The organism is Treponema bryantii, from assembly GCF_900113965.1.
GTDB lineage: Bacteria > Spirochaetota > Spirochaetia > Treponematales > Treponemataceae > Treponema_D > Treponema_D bryantii_A.
In genome coordinates this window covers 128,539-147,449 of sequence record NZ_FORI01000006.1, presented here as the reverse complement: position 1 = coordinate 147,449, position 18,911 = coordinate 128,539, and the positions used below count along the sequence as shown (strand labels likewise).

Genomic DNA, 18,911 nt, shown 5'->3' with positions numbered 1-18,911 from the left:
AGATGCAATATGTTTTATTATGATGGTTATAATCTTGCTAAATCAGAAAAGAATGCGGTAATCGTATTCGGTGGAAGTCTGGATAACTCTATCCCTGTAAAAACTCTTGCAGATGCATTTGATTTTAATTTCCAGATTTTGAACAAGAGTATTGCAGATCTTTCTGTAAAAAATGCAAAGGATGTTTTCTGCACTTATGTTCAGCCACTTCATCCGGAAGGAATTATCATTCACCTTGGTGAAAATGATTTGAATATGTTCAAAGCTAACAGTACAGAATTTGATTCTGCTTACCTTAAGCTTATTGAAGCTGTAAAAGCTGCTAACTCAAAGTGCAGAATTGCCCTGATTTCACATTACAACGAAAATGCAGATCAGACTGTTGCAGAAATGAACCGTCATATTAAAGCTATTGCAGATTCTGAAAAATGCGACTTTGTAAACGTTGACAACGCCCGCTTGTGGAACCCAGCCGCTTCTAAAGCAGCTATCCGCTTTGCTCAGAACATGGGCTTGAACGTTCGTAAGCCATTACGCGACGTTGCAGAAATCCTTTACAGCTACGCTTACAAAGTACTCCTTAAGAATAATACAGTAACAGGCCTTGCAGGCTAATTGCTGATTAGTTTTGTTATACCTTGCTGCCGGTCTATGTCATAGGCCGGCAGTTTTTTTTATGTCTTTCTGGGGTTAAAAAAAACAAGGTTCCCAGACAGTAACACTAAAAGGGAACCTTGCCGTCCAGCGTTGCTGGACATCGGAGAGAGTTTATCAGCTTATTTACAAGCTGTTTATAATATAGCAAAAAGTAATTTTCTTGTCAAATTTTTCAAACAAAATTTTGCACAATTTTGTTAAAAATTCATCATTTTTGATGATTTTTTTCACTCTTTTCACTTTGTTTTTCCAGCATCAATTCCACGAAATCTTTTCCCCAATATTCGCAGAGGAGTTCTTTTGCGGCTGGCTGGAGGTCTGGAAGAACAGCTTCCTGTAATTGTTTGATATTATTAGCCAGATATGAACAGCTTTGTTGCTGAAGAGCCTGCTTTTCTTGCTCGGAATAACGATAAGAAGGCAATTCTTTTACTACCTGAAAAAGAATTGTAAACACATTTGCTGTTGAACAAATTTTCTTCCATCGCTCAAGACCTGTGATTCTCTGAAAAGAGGAAATCCCATCATCAACATAATAGCGGTAAAGACTCTGATTTATACCCAGATACTTTTGTGCTTCATAAGAAATAAAGAAATACTGAAGAAAATCTTCTGCAAATACACAATTTGAAAAAGGAATATGAAAAAGAGCCGCCTGATAGGTATCTTTTTTGATTAATTTTGCCCACAGAAAGCCAGTATGATTATTTTGAACTAAAAATCCATCAAATATATCCTGCCCGGTAAGTTGGCCTGCATAGATATTGTTTGCTTTTTTATGCATTTCAGCTACACGCTTTTGAATTATTGAGTCAGACGCATTTTCTCTTGCAAGGACCTCTGCACCTCCCTGCACAATATCAGCACCAGTTTGCACTGCGGCTTCATAAAGTGTTTGCAGTGCCTGTGGCAAAAGCTCATCATCACTGTCTAACATGAAAATATAGTCGGTATTTGACGCTTCTACGGCTGTACGGCGGGCTTCCAGCAGTCCAAGATTTGTTCTGTGTTCTCTGTAAATTACACGCTTTTTTGTTATTTTATGAGATTTTCGAAACTGAGTAAGAATTTTGTGACAGTCCCTGCCTCTTTCATCTTTTCCAGGGCTGCCATCATTCACAACAATTATTTCCCAGGCAGTGAAAGACTGGCAAACAACAGATTCCAGTGCACGCTGCAAGGTTTTCTCTGCGTTGTACACTGGAATGCAGATGGATATTTTTGGTATTTTTTTAGTCACCAATACCAAATTTTGTACCTCTTACTGCAGTTGCATTAAAACATACATTAACATCTACTGCAGAAATTGATTCATCAAGAAGATTAACTGTAACTACGCGATTTTTGTTTTCAACAACTTTTTTAGATTCTGCTGTAATAGGATTTTCTATATCCATATATACACCATCATCTGCAACTACAAGGATATTATCATCTGGTCTTCTTGCAATAAATTTTCTTGCACCATAGAAGTATTTTTTATCCTGTGTTTTTGGTGGTGTCATTGGTGTTTTTTCTGAATTTAATTCATAAACAGGCTCTTCCCAGGTACCCACATTGTAGTAGTAGTTTCCTAAATACAGTCCAAGATATTTTTCCCCATTACTCCAGTCTGATAATTCAAAATCTCCAGTTAAATCAACTTTTGCAATACCACCAGTACTTATAACATTATATCTTACTCCGTTTGCATCCAGATAAGTACTTGGATTGTCTGTAGAATCCTGATAAACGTAACAAGCAATATATAAGGTATTTCCCATCAACTGTATATCAGATGCTTTATAAGTGAAATCCATATTGCACATAACCTTATTATCTTCATCTAATGAAAGTGCTGTATCACTCTCAGTTAATTTTATTTTACAAACATCTCCACTTTGTAACTTAATAAGATATGTTTCATCATTTATTAAAGTTATAAATTGAGTTTTCCAATTATAAAACTCATTAATTTCACAATATATAAGATTATCTGTATTAAGGTTCCATTTTACAAAATAGTGACCATAATCAAATCCTGTACTCTTTGTTATTTGTAGTGGGAAATATAAAGAGTCATTATAATATGTAATTGAAGTTATTAAAATCATTGAATCATCATACTGTGCAAGTTTATTCGAAAATTCCGTTATTGTCTTCAATTTTTCCTTTATACCCAATTCTGTCTTTGTAGATGTTAGATAATTAATTTCATATATTTCTTCACCTGCAACCCAATAAAGATTATTGTCTGCAAAACAAAATACTGGATCAGAATAATCCGAACTTGGTATTGGTAAACTAGCTTCATTAATTGACAAACCTTCTTCTATATGAGAATAAAGCTGTCCACCAAGACTATATGGAATACTATTTGCTGTATCGACAGTAAGAGAATCACTGCCATCATACTTTAAAATATTCTCTGCTTCTCTACCGTTCCACAATAATATAGGATGATTATAATCATCTGTAAAAATTGGATTTACCCAAGTTCCTCCCTCTTCCTCATCCCCCCCAAGATTCATTCTGATAGTTACGGAATTAGAGCCGCTGTGAACTTTGAAGAGGTCGGAGCTGCCTTCGATGGAATAGGTCATGGTATCCATGGCTTCTGCGGCAAGTTCGAGAAGTTCTTTGATTTCTGCTTCGGTATAACCTGACGGGAGTTTTTTGCGGAATTCTTCTTCGTCGATTAATTCGCTGATGGTGAGAACAGCTTTTACTCTGATACGGCTGCCTACAGGAATTTCTTCAAGGGTAATGGTTTTTCCAAAGCACTCAATATAGAACTGCTCCATAGCCTCTTCAAACTCTGCAGCTGAATCAATGTCGGTAACCTTCTGGCTGTAAACAATTTCGGTGCTTGTGGTATAAGAACCAATAGTTGAAAGGCCAACTTTCATTTCCTGTTTAATTGGCGGAATGAAGTCCAAGCCTTCTACAACATTACCATTTTTTTTGTTGTAAACGATTGCGCTGTGATTTGCGTGCTGGCCAAGATATTTTGCAACTCTGCCGGCATCCATTGATATTGAACCAGTGCCCTCTTGTGACAGACCGCCACCACAGGAAATGAAAAGGGCACAAAGAGCCGTTAGTACAATAGAAAGTCTTTTTCTCATAAACAATTCTCCAATAACTTAAAAAGTTCCTTCTATTATACCCCCCCCCGACCCATCACGTCAAATGGGTAAGGACAGGCTGAATTGTTCGAAAAATTGATTTATTTGAGAAAACTATTTATCTGCGTTTTTTGCCCAGGTGATGAACTGAAGTTTTGTTACTGTCTGATCCGGTTCAAAGTGGCGGCCGTCTGGCAGTTCCATAAACTCGTTTTCTACAACGCCTAATACGGCATCAAAATCATCATCATCTACAGAAATATCATCTACAGGACTCTTTGTGCGGCCTGCCTTGCGGTACTTTTCTGAATATCGGGAAAGCTGCTTTAAGTTTCCGCTGCGGCGAACATAGGCATTCCAGATAAAGCGGGCACACATTTTTCTTGTAATTTCAGTGGCACCCAGCATATAGGAAGAGGTTCCGTTAGCATTCTGCGGGTCATAGGAGCTTGAAAAGTATCCACCGCGTTCAAGAGTCTGAATAAAGGCTGCAAGCTTCTGCTTCTGATTTGCAGAGCGGTAGTTTTCAAGAAGATTTGTATTTTCCAGAGTAAGGTTTACAAGGCTTTCCAGAGTGAGAGTTTCCTGTAAATCTGTCATAGCGTGGTCTGAAGCGGAAGAGTCGCTGCCATATACTGTGTTCAGATCCCAGATATAACTTCTGAGCGGGTTATAAACATTGCGGTAATTTGGAAGTCCTTCATTATCAAAAAGAACAAAGGCGTTATCTATTACAGAAATAGCTTGATCATATTTTCCAAGCTGATATAAAAGCTTTCCTTTTTCGAGCATAAGAACAGAGTTCTTTGTATCATATTTAAGGATGCCTTCTATCTGAGTAAGACTTTCCTCTGTATTCTTTGCGAGTCTGCATCCCAAAAGCTGCACGTAACGGTCGCCCTTCTGAAGCCCACGCGCCTCGGTATAAGCTGCCTCGGCATTTCGCTTGCGTCCCGACATCTGCAAAAGCAATCCTTCGAACGCCTTAAGTCTGGCATTAAGGTACGGCTCTGTAACATTCACCGAGTTCTTATAACCTTCAATGTCCGCCAGAAGTCCGCTAATTTCTCCGAGGGGGGCCGTACGCTCCAGCTGAGCCTTAGCGTCAATTTTTATAAACCGTTCCTCGTATATTTCGATGGAACTGAAAATCTGCGAGTTCTCTTCTGTATAAGTGTAAACATCCTGCTGGAGAGTTGCACAGGAAGTAAGCGAAAGAGTTACGGCGAGCAGAGCCGCCAGCACAATAGATGTTTTTTTCATTTTTACCTCGTTTGACCAATTTTAATCTTTTATCTTAAAACATTTGCCGCAGAAATCTTATTATCAAAAGTAATTGCAAGACAGTCGTTTTTGCCGTCGCCGTTGAGATCCTGGAACAAAGGCTTTCCATAACCAGAAACAGGGAACTGAGGAAGCATTTCCATTGCGCTGTTGAAGCCGTAAATGGAGTTGCCATCTCCCGAAACAAAAATCTCCTGACCTGTCTGACCATCATAATCACAAACTGTAATATGACCGGTCTTTGCAGTGAAATAAGGAATCTTTACTCTAAGAGACTTTCCGTCCAGACCAACGCGGAACAGAGCTCCCTCAGAAGAAAGCGCAAACAGATATCCGTCTGCCATTTCAACATTCATAAAGAATACACCTGGCAGAGTTACAGGGAATGGCTGCATCAGGTTACCGGCAAAATCATAAACATAAAGAACGCCGGCCTGAGTAATCATTGCTGTGTACTGCTTACCGCCTGCGGTAAATACGCAAGGTGAACCGTAAGCAATTCCTTCCATCTCAAAAGGACCTTCTGTTGTTACCGGCTCAAGATTTTTATAAATATGAATGCCGCCAAAGAAGCCCTTTTCATAGAAGGCAAGAATGTCTCCATTAACTGTGGGAGTTGATTTAATTTCACTTTCAACATCAGTTTCAAGATTTTTTATCTCTCCATTAGGAGAAACAAAGCACATTACCCCATCGTTACCAATAAGCACTAAAGAATCTTTATAAATAAATGGAGCGCAGGTCATTGAAAGGCCGGAAAGAACAGGATAGCCGTTCAGCACTTCAAGCTTTGAGTTCAAAAGATAAACTACACCGGTTTTTGTTACTGCCCAGATTTCACCACCGTTTGCTTTTATTGTAGCTTCGTCTGCAGCAACAATGTACTGAACTTCCGGAAGCTCAAAGGTCTGCTTTTCAAATTTTCCGCAGTCGAGTGAGTTCACAGAGATTCCGTTTTCTACCCAGTAAATTGTCTTGCTCTTTTTGGCGTTTGATTTTATGAGTTCGCTGTTTGATTTATTTTCAAGCTCAATCGGGAAGCCCGGAATATGCTGTGAAGATTCCAGTTCCAGAGCTGATGCCTGAAGCTGAACGGTGAGCATACTATCTTTTATTCTAAGATCAAAACGTCCTGCATTGTAAAGGGCAAGAATCTTAGACATTGTTGAGTTTCCTTTGATAAAGAAAGGCACACTGCGCTCAAGGTTGTAATAAAGCGAAAGAGTTGAATATGGAGAATGCTTTGAAGAAACCTTCATCCAGTTTTCGCTGCCCGAAAGTTTTTTTGTACTCTTTGCATCTGAATTAATTGCTACAAGATTTTCCGGAGATTCAGAAAGGAAAATAAAATCATCCTTAATCAGATAGTATGGATGCGGAACATTGATATTTAATTCCTGAAGTACAGATAAAACAAAAGACGGCATATTAATACTTGGAAGACGAACACCGTCTACGAGAAGACTGTCATTAGACTGAACTATGTAAGACGCAAACACTCTGTCAAAAATCTGGCGGCGCTTTGCTTCATCAGAAATTGAAAGAGCAAAGACAGGTTCAGATTTTCCTTCAATTCCGAAAATTGCAAACTCGCTTCCAGTCCATGAGAACAAAAGTTCATCCAGACTGGTATTGAAAACAATTTTTGAAACAGTATCAGATTTATTCCAGGTTGCTAAAAACTTTTTAGAATCTGGAAGAATCTTTACAGTTGCATCTCTAAGCTCGCTCAGGGAGCCTGCAGAAATTAATGTGTAATACTGAACATCATCTGCAAACTTTGGAAGAAGTGACGGTACCTGAGATTCTTTTTCTAAAAGATTAAGCACCGGAGACTCATTGTCTACACTCACATAATCTACTGTAATACCCATAGGAACAGAAATTGTAAGATTAAGGTCGCTTTCTGAAATTCCAAAATTAACGCTTGTATATTCTTCTTCTGAAAGATAAGGAACTATCATCTCAAGATAATTCTTGAGCATTGATGGCGTATTATTTTTTTTGTCTTCTTCAGAAACCGGCATCTGCGCTACAAGCTTTAAAACGTTTCGGCCATCTGCAAGAATGCGCAATGGGTCACGCAATTTTTTCTTAAAGACTTCGAGCTCTTCTTTCTGATATAAATCACCATTAGAATAGGTCATTGCCTGTTCAAGAAGATTTCGGCTTGTAGAAAAAATTACAAGATTCTTTTTGATTACAAAACAGCCTGCTTCTCCAAGCTGATAAAAAGTTCCATGGTTATTTACAGAAATCTCAATCTGTTCTGCAGCGGCTTTTACATGTGGAATAATATAAGGCACAAGTCTCACTGCCCCGGAAATTATTCCCGCATCAAGTACACAAAGAGCAGAAAGTTTTCCGTCATCTTCGTAGCCATAAACTGCGGCATCTACACGACGTTTAAGTGCAGTCTTCACAAAAAAATTATTTCTGAGTTTTGATTGTTTTATTTCAAGGAAGGTATCGCGGTAGTCCTTAAACTCAGGACTAGTCATTGCAATCAGAGTTGCATCAAGGTCGAGCAGAGGCTCTACAGTATCCCAGACTGAATCAGTTCGTAAATAAACTGCATAGTCTGGTGGCAGAGCCTCTACCGGCTTTACTCTATCAAAAAAGCAGAAAGCAAACCAAAGAAGTACAACTAATAAAAGAACCAGTACAATATCAAATGGAAGCAGAAGAAGCTTTACCCCAAGAGGCAGCTTCTTCTTAGTTTTTACATTTACAGTTTTATTATCATCCATTCTTCAATTTTACACTAATCATCTATTTTTCTGCAATAATGTTTACATGCAGGTTTTCAAGAAGATTAGCGGCGTCTTTAAGCTTCTGTGCTGTATTATTAACAGTACTTGTAGAAGTTGAGAAGTTTTCAATTCCCGAAGAAATCTGACGAACTGTAGCAACAATCTGGTCGAACGAAGTAGACTGCTGATTAATGATTTCCTTAATCTGGTTTGCAGACTCAACGGTAATTTCTGAAGAAGACTGAATATCGCTGAATTTTTCCTTAAGCTTTTCTGAGAGCTCAAGACCTTCGCGAATCTTTTCTGTTCCAGACTCAGATGTGATGATAAGGTTATCTGATGAGTGCTGGATTTCTGTAATGCGCTCTTTAATCTGGTCTACAGAGTTTGTAATTCCTGCAGCAAGACGGCGAACTTCGTTAGCAACAATATGGAAGTTCTTTCCACTGTCACCGGCACTTGAAGCTTCAAGCTCGGCATTGAAAGCGATGATACGAGTCTGGTCTGCAATATCATTAATGATTTTTACAATTTCCCAGATGCTTCCAATCTTTTCACCAAGCTCACGAATACCTGTGATGGTTGCAACGTTGGCATCTGTAATTTCTGTCATCTTGTCCAGGTTAGACTGAAGAGTTTCGAAACCGGCATCAACATTGTTTTCAGTTCCTTCAGCAACGGTTGTTACATCGGCAATCTTTTCTACAATGTTTCTTGTCTGACGGTCTGTGTCTTCCATTGTGGCAAGAATCTCTTTTACACCGGTAGACTGCTCAAGAGAAGTTGAAGCGGTAGATTGAGAGATTTCTGTAAGTCCTCCAATCGGCTCAACCATTGTGTTTCCAATCTCATTGATATCATTCAAAATAGAACGGAACAAAAGAACGATCTGATTGATAAGATAGAGGTTGTAAGATACTTCATTTTCAAAATCTGTTGGAACAAGGTCTACTGTAAAAATATCATTCTTAATAATATGAAGCATTGAGTTCTGAAGTTTATCAGAAGAAATAAGAATACTTCTTAAGAACGAATAAACCGAAACAATACCAACTACAACGTTGATTGCAAGAACAACTGCAATTCGTGAAAGCTGAACCTTGCGGAGTCCCTGTCCATAAACATCGGCAGGAAGGAAGCCTGCAGCCTCTGAAGGAACATTGTTGTAGTAGTAAACATAGAAGAGCATCATTGCAATTGCAATTCCCCATACAACGGGAACTGTACAGTAAAGTGAAAAGGTTCTCTGATAAGAAACACCAAAGAAACTTTTCTTATTTAAAATCTTTTCATCAATTCCCTCTTCTACAAGGCGGCATTCATACTCGTTACAAATTGAACGTGTATTTGCAAGAGCAAGAAGTCCTGCAACATAAGCACCAAGGAAGCAGCTTACAAGACTTACTAAGTTTATCGCAAGATTAACATGATAAAAATAATCATAAGCAGCTGCGAGAGCAATTGCACAAACAAAGAAGTAAGTAAAGCATTCAATTGATTTTCTCATTGGAAGCTTATGAAGCTCGCGGAAAACCTTTGTGCGCTGTTCTTTTGTAGACTCTTCATTTTCCCACTGCTCAACAAGCTTTGAAGTTTTTCCCATAAAGATATGGTTTGTAAAACTTGAAACTACAAACTGAGCAAACAGGATTCCCAGGAATACTGTAATAATCAAAGGGTAATGTGTTGAGAATTTGAGATTCATAATGAAAACCGTGTACATCAACAGCACAATACCACAGCCAATGTCTGGAATATGGCTGGCGCGTAAGATTCTTCTTTCAAGTGTTAGACTTTTATTCTGTTTCATTATTTCACCTCACTTTCTGAAATAGCAGCGGCTTCAACTACAGGGGCAGCAGGTTCTTCGTCTTGAGGCTGCAGCTGTTTGAGGCTGTCTGAAATTACGCAGAGATCCTGAGCAGAATCGCTGATTTTCTGAGTAGATGTTGAGAAGGTTTCTGCGGCCTGAGAAATCTGTCGCAAAGTAATAACAATCTGAGCAAAAGAAGCTGTCTGCTGCTCAATGATTTTCTTAATATCTTCTGAAGCATAATCCATTGTTTCTGAAGAATGCTTAAGCTCTTCAAAGCGTGCGTTCAATTCATTGATAATCTGAGTACCATCAAGAATCTTGTTACAGCCGTTCTGAGAAGAAACAAGCAGTGCATCAGAAGAATGCTGAATCTCAATGATTCGTTTACGGATTTCATTTGTAGACTGAATTGTGCTGTTTGTAAGGCGGCGGATTTCGTTTGCTACAAGGGCAAAGTTTTCTCCAACATCACCGGCACTTGAAGCTTCAATTTCTGCATTAAAGGCAATGATGTTTGTCTGATCTGCAATACCATTGATGATTCTTGCAATATCAGAAATACCTGTAATTTTTTCTGTAAGGTTTTTAATTCCATCTACAGTGATATCATTTGCAGCCTTAATTTCATCAAGTTTCTGCATATTCTGCTTAAGGATATTAAAGCCATCTACAATATTTTCTGTTGTCTTTTTTGCTACCAGTGAAACTTCACCAATCTTTTCTGCAATGTTCTTCGAAAGGGCATCTGTCTCTTCCATAGCAGAAAGCAGTTCTTTTACACCTGAGTTCTGTTCAAGAGAAGTAACTGCAGTCTCGCGGGAAATTACCGAAAGCTCGTTGCTGGACTCAATAACATCCATACTGATTTCCTGACTCTTTTTCAAAATCTTCTGGAGAATTGAAACAATGGTATTAATAAGATATACATTGTACATAAACTCATTCGAAAGGTCGGTGCGTTCAAATTTTACCTTTCTCAGATTTTCCTTATTAATGCCAGCCATCAGGTCATGCATATTGTTGATAGAGCGCATCATTCGGCGGAAGAGCGAACCAGAATAATAAAGGTATCCTATAAGACTGATTGCTCCTACAAGCAGCAGACGGAAGAATACAATATTTGTTGCTGTATATGACTGGTAAGTTCTCCAGGCAAGAATGAAGAACATAATTCCAATAATCAGAATTGGTGCAAAAATATGCATTGTTGTAATTGAGGCAGAATCAAGACCAAAGTAATGACGTTTTTCTACTTCCTCTTTTGAAACACCTTTTCTTACAATTTCTGCCGCATGCTTAGAACAGATTTTCTGAGTAATACCTGTAATGGCATAAACTGCAGCAAAATAACCACCAAGATAAAGCATACTTGAAACAAGAATTATTGTATTTGAATTAAGATGAGCAACTTTTGCAAACAGTGCAATCCAGATAGCACCATGTGCCATAAACAGAGTGAAGATTGCAGCACCTACTCGAGCAGGCATTCCCATCAGCTGCTTCATCAGTTTGGTACGTTCTTTCTCGTTTGTCTCATAATAATAGAAAGAAGAAAGGTCTTCTGTGATGGACTGTGTTACAAGCATGTTCACCATAATCAAAGTGATTGCGTGGAGAATGATATTCAATCCAACACCAAGACCAATGATTGATGGAAGCTGATGTACACGAATACTTCCCCATGACATTGCAATGCAAGCAGCCATAGTCAGGACTTCAAAGAACATAACGGAACCCATTAACTTTGAAAGCACTTCCTTTCCAAAATTAACGTCGCTTGCTGAGGCCTGTTTCTTTTCTGCTAACTTTTCTTTTAAACTCATATGCACCTCTTTTTTATTTAGACGTAAGCGCAATTGCGCCATCCCAATTATCTGGTTTATTTACTGAGAACTCTTCACAGCGTTCAAGCATAAGCCGCGCCGCCTTATCTTCCGGCAGAATATTAATTGCCTGCTCAAAATAAGGAATTGCAAGGCTGAATGCACCTTCGTTATAAGACTTAAAGCCCTTGTCATAAACCTGCACAAAATCCTTTGGCAGAGGCTTCTCGTCTACGCGATAAATGAATACCGCTTCTTTTTTACCCTTAACTTTTACAGAGTCCAGAAGAAGAAGATTCATTGAATCTCCAAGCTCGTCGCGCACGGCCTGAGAAATAATTACCTTTGCACCGTAGAGTTTTGTAAGACCTTCCAGACGTGAAGCAAGGTTTACTGCATCTCCAATTACGGTGTAGTTTGTTTTATCTGCACTACCAATCTGGCCAACAATTACGTCTCCATAGTGAATACCGATTCCAATATCAAGTTTAATTCCTTCAGGAAATTTAAGCTGACCGTATGGAATTGAATCAAGCTGGGCATACATTTCAATTGCAGCCTGAACAGCACGCTTTGCATTATCGTTGTAAGAAATTGGCGCACCGAACAAAACCATGATTGCATCACCAACAAACTTATCTACAGTACCGCCGTATTTTTTGACAATGTTTACCATAAAGGTAAAGTATGTATTCAAAAAGTTTACGACGTCTTCCGGTTTGTTGATTTCACTGATGGAAGTAAAGTTTCGAATATCACACATGAGAATTACAACGTTGCGTTTCTCATTATTGTTTGTAAGTTCTTTGTCATCTTCACCGGTATTAATAAAGTCGTTGATAACCTGCTCAGGAACAAACTTTGAGAAAGCGTTACGAAGCTTTACTTCGTTTTCTGCAATCTCGGCACGCTGAACAGATTCCTGCAAAATACTTGCAAGAGCCGGAGTTACAAATTCAATTGATGACTGAACCTTGTAAGTAAAAGTTTTTTTCTTTATTGAAGCCAGATGAAGCGTTCCTATAAAATCTTTTCTGGTGCTGATTGTGTAAGCACGGTAAGATTCAAGCTTTGCATGCTCCGGTCGTTCAAGAATAATATTTTCGTAGCGGTTTTCTTCGTAGGTGATTGTATGATTTTTCTTTGCCTGCTGTTCGTAATCAACCTTACAGATATTCCAGAATTCTTCTGCCTCTTTTACTTCAAAAAATTCTGCACCTGTTACAAAGACTTTTGTCGGCTGACTGTCCAGCACAAGGGCTGCAACATCATAAGCACAAACACCGTAGAGCATTCTAAAAATCTGTTCTACGAGGAAGTTTATATCACTTACATTTGAATAAAGTTCAATTACACTCTTTGACATATTGTAAAAGAACTCACTCTTGCTCATTGCATTTACAATCCACGAAGCAAGCACTTCTTCATCTGATTTTTTACTAAGCGCGGCAAGTGAAGTTTCTTCTTCCTCAGAAGATTTTTCTTTTTCATCTTTGCTGTAAAAATCATTTGCTTCTATAAAATTAAAATCCAGAAGCTCTTTTACATTATCAATCAGATAATCAATATTATCATTTTTGATTAACACAACACGGTTTGCTTCAATTGCACTGTTCCAGAAATCATAAACTGTGTCGTCTACTGAAAGCAGAATGAAGGGAATGGAATCTTTTGTTGAACCGCTTTTCATAATACGGCACAACTCAGTTCCGCTGATCAAAGGAAGGTCTTTATCTGCAATTATAAGATCCGGAGACTCTGTAACAATCTTTTTGAGAACTGAATAACCATCTTTAAAAGTCTCTGTAGTCCAGCCCTGCTTTTCAAGTTCCGCACAAATCATTTTGGCGAGTATCTTTGAAGATTCTGCAACAAAAATTTTTTTAGTCATGCAGCAGCTCCTTTACCTTGGCGGTAAGGTTTTCGCGTTCAAAGTCTGACTTAACAATATAGCCCTGTGCCCCAAGATTTTTTGCCTTATCAAGGGTATCACTTTCAAACACAGAAGAAACCATAATAACAGGAATATTTTTAAGTTCCTCTTTGTGGCGCATATTATGAAGCAGAACAAAGCCGTCCATTCGAGGCATCTTAACATCAGTAACTACAAGGTCAAATCTGTGCTGCTTCATTTTTTCAAGAGCATCAATTCCATCCACAGCGGTTGAAACATTATAATTTTCTGCTTCAAGAATAATCTGCTCAATGTGTCGTGTTGTATGAGAATCGTCTACTACGAGAACGGAATGGATTTTTGGCATTTTGTGAACTTCAAGATTCTTAACGTCGTAAACATTTACAACCCTAAAGCGGCGCATTGTATCGGGAATATTGAGTACAGGAATGATTCTGTAGTTTTCATCGAATACAACGCCCTGAAGTGCATTGAAATCTTTCAACAGTGGAGGAACCGGCTTAATTACAACGGTTCCGTAATGCAGAATCTTATCTACCATTACACCAATCTTGCGGTTCAGGTATTCAAGAATTACAACTGAAACTTCTGTTTTTGTATTTGTTCTCTTTGCTGAATTTGCATTAATGATGTCAAAGTCAAAAATCGGAACAAGCTCATTATGAACATTGATTACAGGTCCGTGCTGAAGCTCGAGGAAGTCTGATTTATTTACTGTAAGAATTTCTCTGATGTAATGGGAGAGAATTAAATATGAGCTGTCGGAAACAGAAACGAAAAGTCCGTCCTGAGTTGCAAGAGAAGCCGGAAGTGAGAGTTCGAAATTTGTTCCCTTGTTCAGTTCGCTGTAAACTGTGATTTTTCCCTTGAGCTTATCCATCTCGGTGCGTACAACGTCCAGACCGATGCCGCGGCCGGAGAGCTCGGTCTGCTCGTCTTTTGTGGAAAATCCTGAGGCGAAGATGAACTGAAGGAGGTCGGTTGAGTCGGCCGCAAGAATTTCAGACTCGCGTTCAGGGAAGAGGCGGAGTGCCTTTGTACGGATTTTTTCATAATCGATTCCGTGTCCGTCATCTTTTACATTTACGAAGATTCTGTTTGAAACCTGGCTTACCGAAATAGAAATTGTTCCGGTCTCCGGCTTGCCAAGTGCCTTTCTTTCTTCCGGACTTTCAATTCCGTGGTCGATTGAGTTTCGAACAAGGTGAATTAAAACTGCAGGAAGTTTTTCAAGAATGAATTTATCAATTGTAATTTCTGACTGTGGAATATCAAACTCAATGTTCTTTCCAGCCTTCAAAGATTCTGCAACAATAGAGCGTTTGATTGGACGCAAAATCATATCGAACGGAAGCATTCGAAGCGAAATAATATTTTTCTGAATATCTACACTCTGATTTTCGAGAACAGAAATATTTTCTGAAAGCTCCTGGAAGGCCTGGAACTCTGAAGCATCGCTCTTGCCTTTTAAAACTTCAATTTCATTTTTGAGTTTTATCTGGCGCATAATGAGTTTATCAAGCGACTGCAAAATAGAATCTATCTGAGTAATCTGAACTTTAATTGTCTGAGAGTCGTGGAAGAACTCTGCGTTCTCTTCACTTATCTGGCTACCCGCAGAATCCTCCGAGTTCTCCTCCGCTGCACCGTTCTCACTATTAACCGCGCCCTGTTTTACAGAGAAGTCTGTATTATAATCATCGCTTTCCATAGAAAGGTCAATGTTCTGCAGAACTTCTTCGTACTGATCAAAAGAACCGTCGGCGCCGTCTTCAATATCATCAATTACCTTATGAAGCACGTTGTTCACGCCCATCAAAAGCTGAATGATTTTATTTGAGATTTCAGTTTTATTGCTCTGAATATTTTTGAAAACTGTTTCCAGATGATTTACAACTTTTTCAATCTGCACATATTCCATCATGCGGGAAGAACCCTTTAAGGTATGCAGAAGGCGGAGAATCTCTTTTAAGTAATCGGCGTTACGTTTTTCCTTACTTGCAACAATTGCAATGTCATCAAGAGAGTCCAGAATTTCGCGGGCTTCGGAAATATAGTCTGTCTTAAACAGGTTTTTATCAAGATTCATTTACTGCCCTCCTCCCATAGAAAAAGTTTCGCAAAGCGAAGAAATATATGACGGACTAAAAGAGTCCAGTGCAAAATCATAAGGAAGCTCATTCCCAAAATCAGAAATAAGTGCCTTACATTTTGAAAAGCAGCCAAGAGCGTTTTGAGTTCGCCCAAGGTCGCGTAATACAATTCCGTGATAAAAGAAAGCTGGCCAGAAATCCGGCGAAATGCTTTCTGCAGAGGCAAACAAAGTTTCTGCCTGTGCTCTGTTATCTGCATGGTATTCAACATAGCCCTGCATAAAATAAGAATACTTTTTAGTGTCGGTACCGTTGATTGCTTTTACAATTTCCCGCGCCCGTTCAAAATCGCCGCGGTTTATTTCCATACAGATATCTTCATAAATCTTTTTAGCGTCAAAAGAATTTGCTTTTACTGTTGCATCAAGAGTGGCCTTTGCTTCTCGCAGGCTGTCGTTGTAATCTGCAAATTTCTGAATCTTTACTTTCTGCACTTCCTTGCGCAGCTTTTCTTTTTTGCGCTCGTGCTCTTTTTCCTTTAAGCGACGGTTTGCTTCGGCCGCAATCTGAATGCAGGCCTGTGCAGAATTTGTTTTCACAAAGAAATAAACGGTTTCCCAGTTTGTCTTAAACAAATCCTTTGGAATTACTGAATCGTCCATTGAACCAATTTCGTTCATTGAGAAGAACAAAAGTCCGTCGCTTCTAAGGCGCTCGGTTACCTTTTTAGTTACAGCGTTTCTTGTCGGTTTATCAAAATAGATGAAAACGTTGCGCATAAAAAGAATATCTACATTCTCAAAGAACGGAAGCTTATCGAGTCCGTCTTCTACCAGATTGTACTTAAAGGTATGAATGCGGTTTATAAAATCGCGGCGGAAAGTAATTTCATTTTCCGTTTTGATTGAATATGGCTGTAAAAGGTGATGATACTTTTTACCATCTGCACGCAGCGAGAATGAAGAATAATGACCTTTCTTTAAAATTGCAATGGCTGAATCATCAATATCTGAAGCATAAATTGTAAGGTTTACATTCATCGATAGAGCCAGTGCCAAAAGTGAAATCGGCTCTTCTCCGGTTGAACAGCAGCAGGTCCAGATTGTAAGATTCTTTCCCATGTATTTCGGGAATACTTCTTTTTTCAGATAATCAAACTGCTTTTCCTCACGGAAGAAGTATGTCTCATTTACGGTAACAAGATTTATAACTTCATCAAAATCCGGAGTATGAGGCATAAGGCTTCTGCAGTATTCCATTGGACTTTCACCGCACAAAGCTGCCTTCTTTTCCAGATGTGCAACAAGACTCTGCACCTGTGATTTAGCAACGTAGATGCCAGAATATGCGAGGATTTTGGAATTTATAAGTTCTACTAACTCGTTCATTTACTCTCTCTTCTCTCCCGCTAAGCCCTTTCTCTGCCGGCCAGGCTCCATAGCCTTTCCGGAATCTGTTTCAGCGGTAATACCTCGCAGGAACCGCCCATTTCATAAGCGGCTTTCGGCATTCCATAAATTACGGACGAAGCCTTATCCTGTGTAATTGTGTACGCTCCTAACTGCTTAAGATGCACACACTCCTTTGCACCGTCTGCTCCCATTCCTGTAAGAACTACTGCAATGCAGTTTTCTCCAAAAACACGGGCAGCACTTTCAAACATCTTATCAACTGAAGGCCGCAGGAAATTAATTGGCGCATCATGATTTAGCACAATGCGGTAATCATCATCTGTAACCGGCACGAATGTAACATGCACATCTGAAGGAGCAAAATAAATATGACCTGGAAGAGGTCTCATATTATTTTCTGCCAGGTGAATTGGCAGCGCTGCTTCTGAAGCAAGCCAGGTGATAAGGTTTTTATCAAAAAATGAATCAATATGCTGGGTGATAATAATTGGAATTGGAAAGTCTTTTCCTATACCCTTAAGGAATTCCAGAAGGGCTCCCGGCCCGCCGGTTGAAACACCAACAAGCACGGCCTTAAATCTTCTTTCCTTAAAAACTTTTGGAAGAGCCTGCATAACTACAGGTGCAGAGGCTCCATTATCAGACAAAGATGAAACTACTGAAGCAGGATGATTTTCGAAAAGTACGTTGCACTTTAAGTCCATAATGTACTGTTCAAGCTCAACCGAATACTCTTCTACCTTGTTTGAAGAAAAGCTGATAAAACCCGGCATTTCCAGAAACTTAATATTCTTTGCAGAATAATAAGGCTTGTCTCCAGGCTGATGATATATGATTGTAGGGATTACAGTTGTATAACAGAAGTCTGACAGAGTACTGCTGCGTACTGCGTCAAAAAGGCTTTTGTCTGAAATAACTGCATCCGGGTTCAGGTGAATTATTTCTGCCTTCAATTCTGCATAAGAGGCAGCTTCACCTGCCCACTGAAGTTTTTTTGTTTTGAGAATTATATCTTTTAACACTGAGCGTATGACAGCTGAAGAAGCAGCAACAAGAACGTGTATCATAATTCCTCCAGAACACTGTCATTCAAACAGCTTAGTATTTTATTCACATCTATTAATAATTTGATTCTGTTTTCTTCAAAGCAGCAGGCAAAAATTCCTAAGTGCTTAAACTGCTCTTCATAAAAATCTGAAAAGAGGGAAAGATTTGAAAGCGGTATTGTGCATACCTTGCATTCCTGAGTTGTAACAATTGAAATGCGGTTATCAGAGCCATCACTAGCTTTTAAAACTATCATTGTTTTAATTTCTGATTCGCGTGGAAACTGCATAAAGGCTGAGGCAATTTCATCAAAATCATAGATACCAGTTGCTCCGCCCTGAAGCTGAGCCATATCAAGGTCTTTTACCCCAACTGAGGAAATTACTGAGTCGTTAGGAATTAAAAAATCTATCTGCTGGTAGGCTATGCTAATGAACTTCTCAGGCTGCCGCAATTTCTTTTCCTACTTTTTCTATGATTGCCTGAACATTTAGAACAAAAACTTCCTGTCCATTTATGTTGAGTGTTCCATCATAATAATCTGAAAGTTCTGCTTCTGAAAAATGTACTACATCCTTTTCGGTTGCTGTAAAAAAGTCTTTTACATCTGTAATACGCAGGCAGGTATGACTTTCATCATTCATTACAATAAAAAGAAACGACTTCTGTGCTTCTTTTCCTTCAAGCACGGCAGAATCTATTACTACATAAGGATCGCCGTAACGGTTTAACACACCATTAACATAAGGGGGAACAAAAGGAAGCGGAAAGACTGTTGCGTCACGTAGGATTTCCTTAACTTTTTCAGCTGGTATTGCATACTGATTGTTGCCATCTGCTGCATTACCGATTGTAAAAATGAGCCATGTGGCTTTTTTTTCAACTTTTTGTGCTGTAGTTTTTTCCTGTGCACCACTTTTTATTAATGATAAAATCTCTTCTGACATATTACTATATTATATACCTATTTAATGGTTTTTTCAAAAAAATTTGCATTTATAATG

The 18,911-nt window shown here is 38.9% G+C and carries 13 protein-coding genes; 1 reads left to right on the top strand and 12 read right to left on the bottom strand.

The genetic code is table 11. From position 1 onward, the window contains the following. Window positions 1-9: 9 nt before the first annotated feature. Window positions 10-615, top strand: a complete 606-nt coding sequence (locus BM161_RS08960) for an SGNH/GDSL hydrolase family protein (RefSeq protein ID WP_074931904.1) — start codon at window positions 10-12, stop codon at window positions 613-615. 250 nt (window positions 616-865) lie between these two features. On the opposite strand, the gene BM161_RS08955 is transcribed toward BM161_RS08960, so the two are convergent. The 12 genes from BM161_RS08955 to BM161_RS08900 all read right to left on the bottom strand — a co-directional run bounded on the left by BM161_RS08955 (window position 866) and on the right by BM161_RS08900 (window position 18,854). Next, complete coding sequence (locus BM161_RS08955) at window positions 866-1,897, bottom strand: glycosyltransferase family 2 protein (protein ID WP_074931902.1); 1,032 nt, start codon at window positions 1,895-1,897, stop codon at window positions 866-868. Further along, window positions 1,890-3,764, bottom strand: coding sequence for a hypothetical protein (locus tag BM161_RS08950; protein ID WP_074931900.1), 1,875 nt, complete (start codon window positions 3,762-3,764; stop codon window positions 1,890-1,892). The genes BM161_RS08955 and BM161_RS08950 overlap by 8 nt, the downstream gene beginning before the upstream one ends. A 114-nt stretch (window positions 3,765-3,878) precedes the next feature. Then, complete coding sequence (locus BM161_RS08945; RefSeq protein WP_074931897.1) at window positions 3,879-5,027, bottom strand: tetratricopeptide repeat protein; 1,149 nt, start codon at window positions 5,025-5,027, stop codon at window positions 3,879-3,881. A 29-nt stretch (window positions 5,028-5,056) separates the two neighbouring features. After that, window positions 5,057-7,798: a hypothetical protein gene (locus tag BM161_RS08940; protein ID WP_074931896.1), complete on the bottom strand. Its 2,742-nt coding sequence runs from the start codon at window positions 7,796-7,798 to the stop codon at window positions 5,057-5,059. 22 nt (window positions 7,799-7,820) lie between these two features. Continuing rightward, complete coding sequence (locus BM161_RS08935) at window positions 7,821-9,611, bottom strand: methyl-accepting chemotaxis protein (protein ID WP_074931893.1); 1,791 nt, start codon at window positions 9,609-9,611, stop codon at window positions 7,821-7,823. Beyond that, a complete protein-coding gene (locus tag BM161_RS08930) occupies window positions 9,611-11,440 on the bottom strand; it encodes a methyl-accepting chemotaxis protein (protein ID WP_074931892.1) in 1,830 nt (609 codons plus the stop codon). Before BM161_RS08930 ends, BM161_RS08935 begins: the two co-directional genes overlap by 1 nt. A 13-nt stretch (window positions 11,441-11,453) precedes the next feature. Then, the gene (locus BM161_RS08925; RefSeq protein ID WP_074931889.1) at window positions 11,454-13,331 is read right to left on the bottom strand and encodes an adenylate/guanylate cyclase domain-containing protein; all 1,878 of its coding nucleotides are present in this window, start codon (window positions 13,329-13,331) and stop codon (window positions 11,454-11,456) included. Then, on the bottom strand, window positions 13,324-15,444 hold the full coding sequence (locus BM161_RS08920) for a hybrid sensor histidine kinase/response regulator (RefSeq protein WP_074931886.1): 2,121 nt from the start codon (window positions 15,442-15,444) through the stop codon (window positions 13,324-13,326). Before BM161_RS08920 ends, BM161_RS08925 begins: the two co-directional genes overlap by 8 nt. Further along, window positions 15,445-16,836: a CheR family methyltransferase gene (locus BM161_RS08915; protein ID WP_074931883.1), complete on the bottom strand. Its 1,392-nt coding sequence runs from the start codon at window positions 16,834-16,836 to the stop codon at window positions 15,445-15,447. It lies immediately after the preceding gene. A 20-nt stretch (window positions 16,837-16,856) separates the two neighbouring features. Then, window positions 16,857-17,927, bottom strand: a complete 1,071-nt coding sequence (locus tag BM161_RS08910) for a chemotaxis protein CheB (protein ID WP_074931880.1) — start codon at window positions 17,925-17,927, stop codon at window positions 16,857-16,859. Beyond that, window positions 17,924-18,361, bottom strand: a complete 438-nt coding sequence (locus tag BM161_RS08905) for a hypothetical protein (RefSeq protein ID WP_074931877.1) — start codon at window positions 18,359-18,361, stop codon at window positions 17,924-17,926. The genes BM161_RS08910 and BM161_RS08905 overlap by 4 nt, the downstream gene beginning before the upstream one ends. After that, a complete protein-coding gene (locus BM161_RS08900; RefSeq protein ID WP_074931874.1) occupies window positions 18,348-18,854 on the bottom strand; it encodes a chemotaxis protein CheW in 507 nt (168 codons plus the stop codon). Before BM161_RS08900 ends, BM161_RS08905 begins: the two co-directional genes overlap by 14 nt. Window positions 18,855-18,911: the final 57 nt, after the last annotated feature.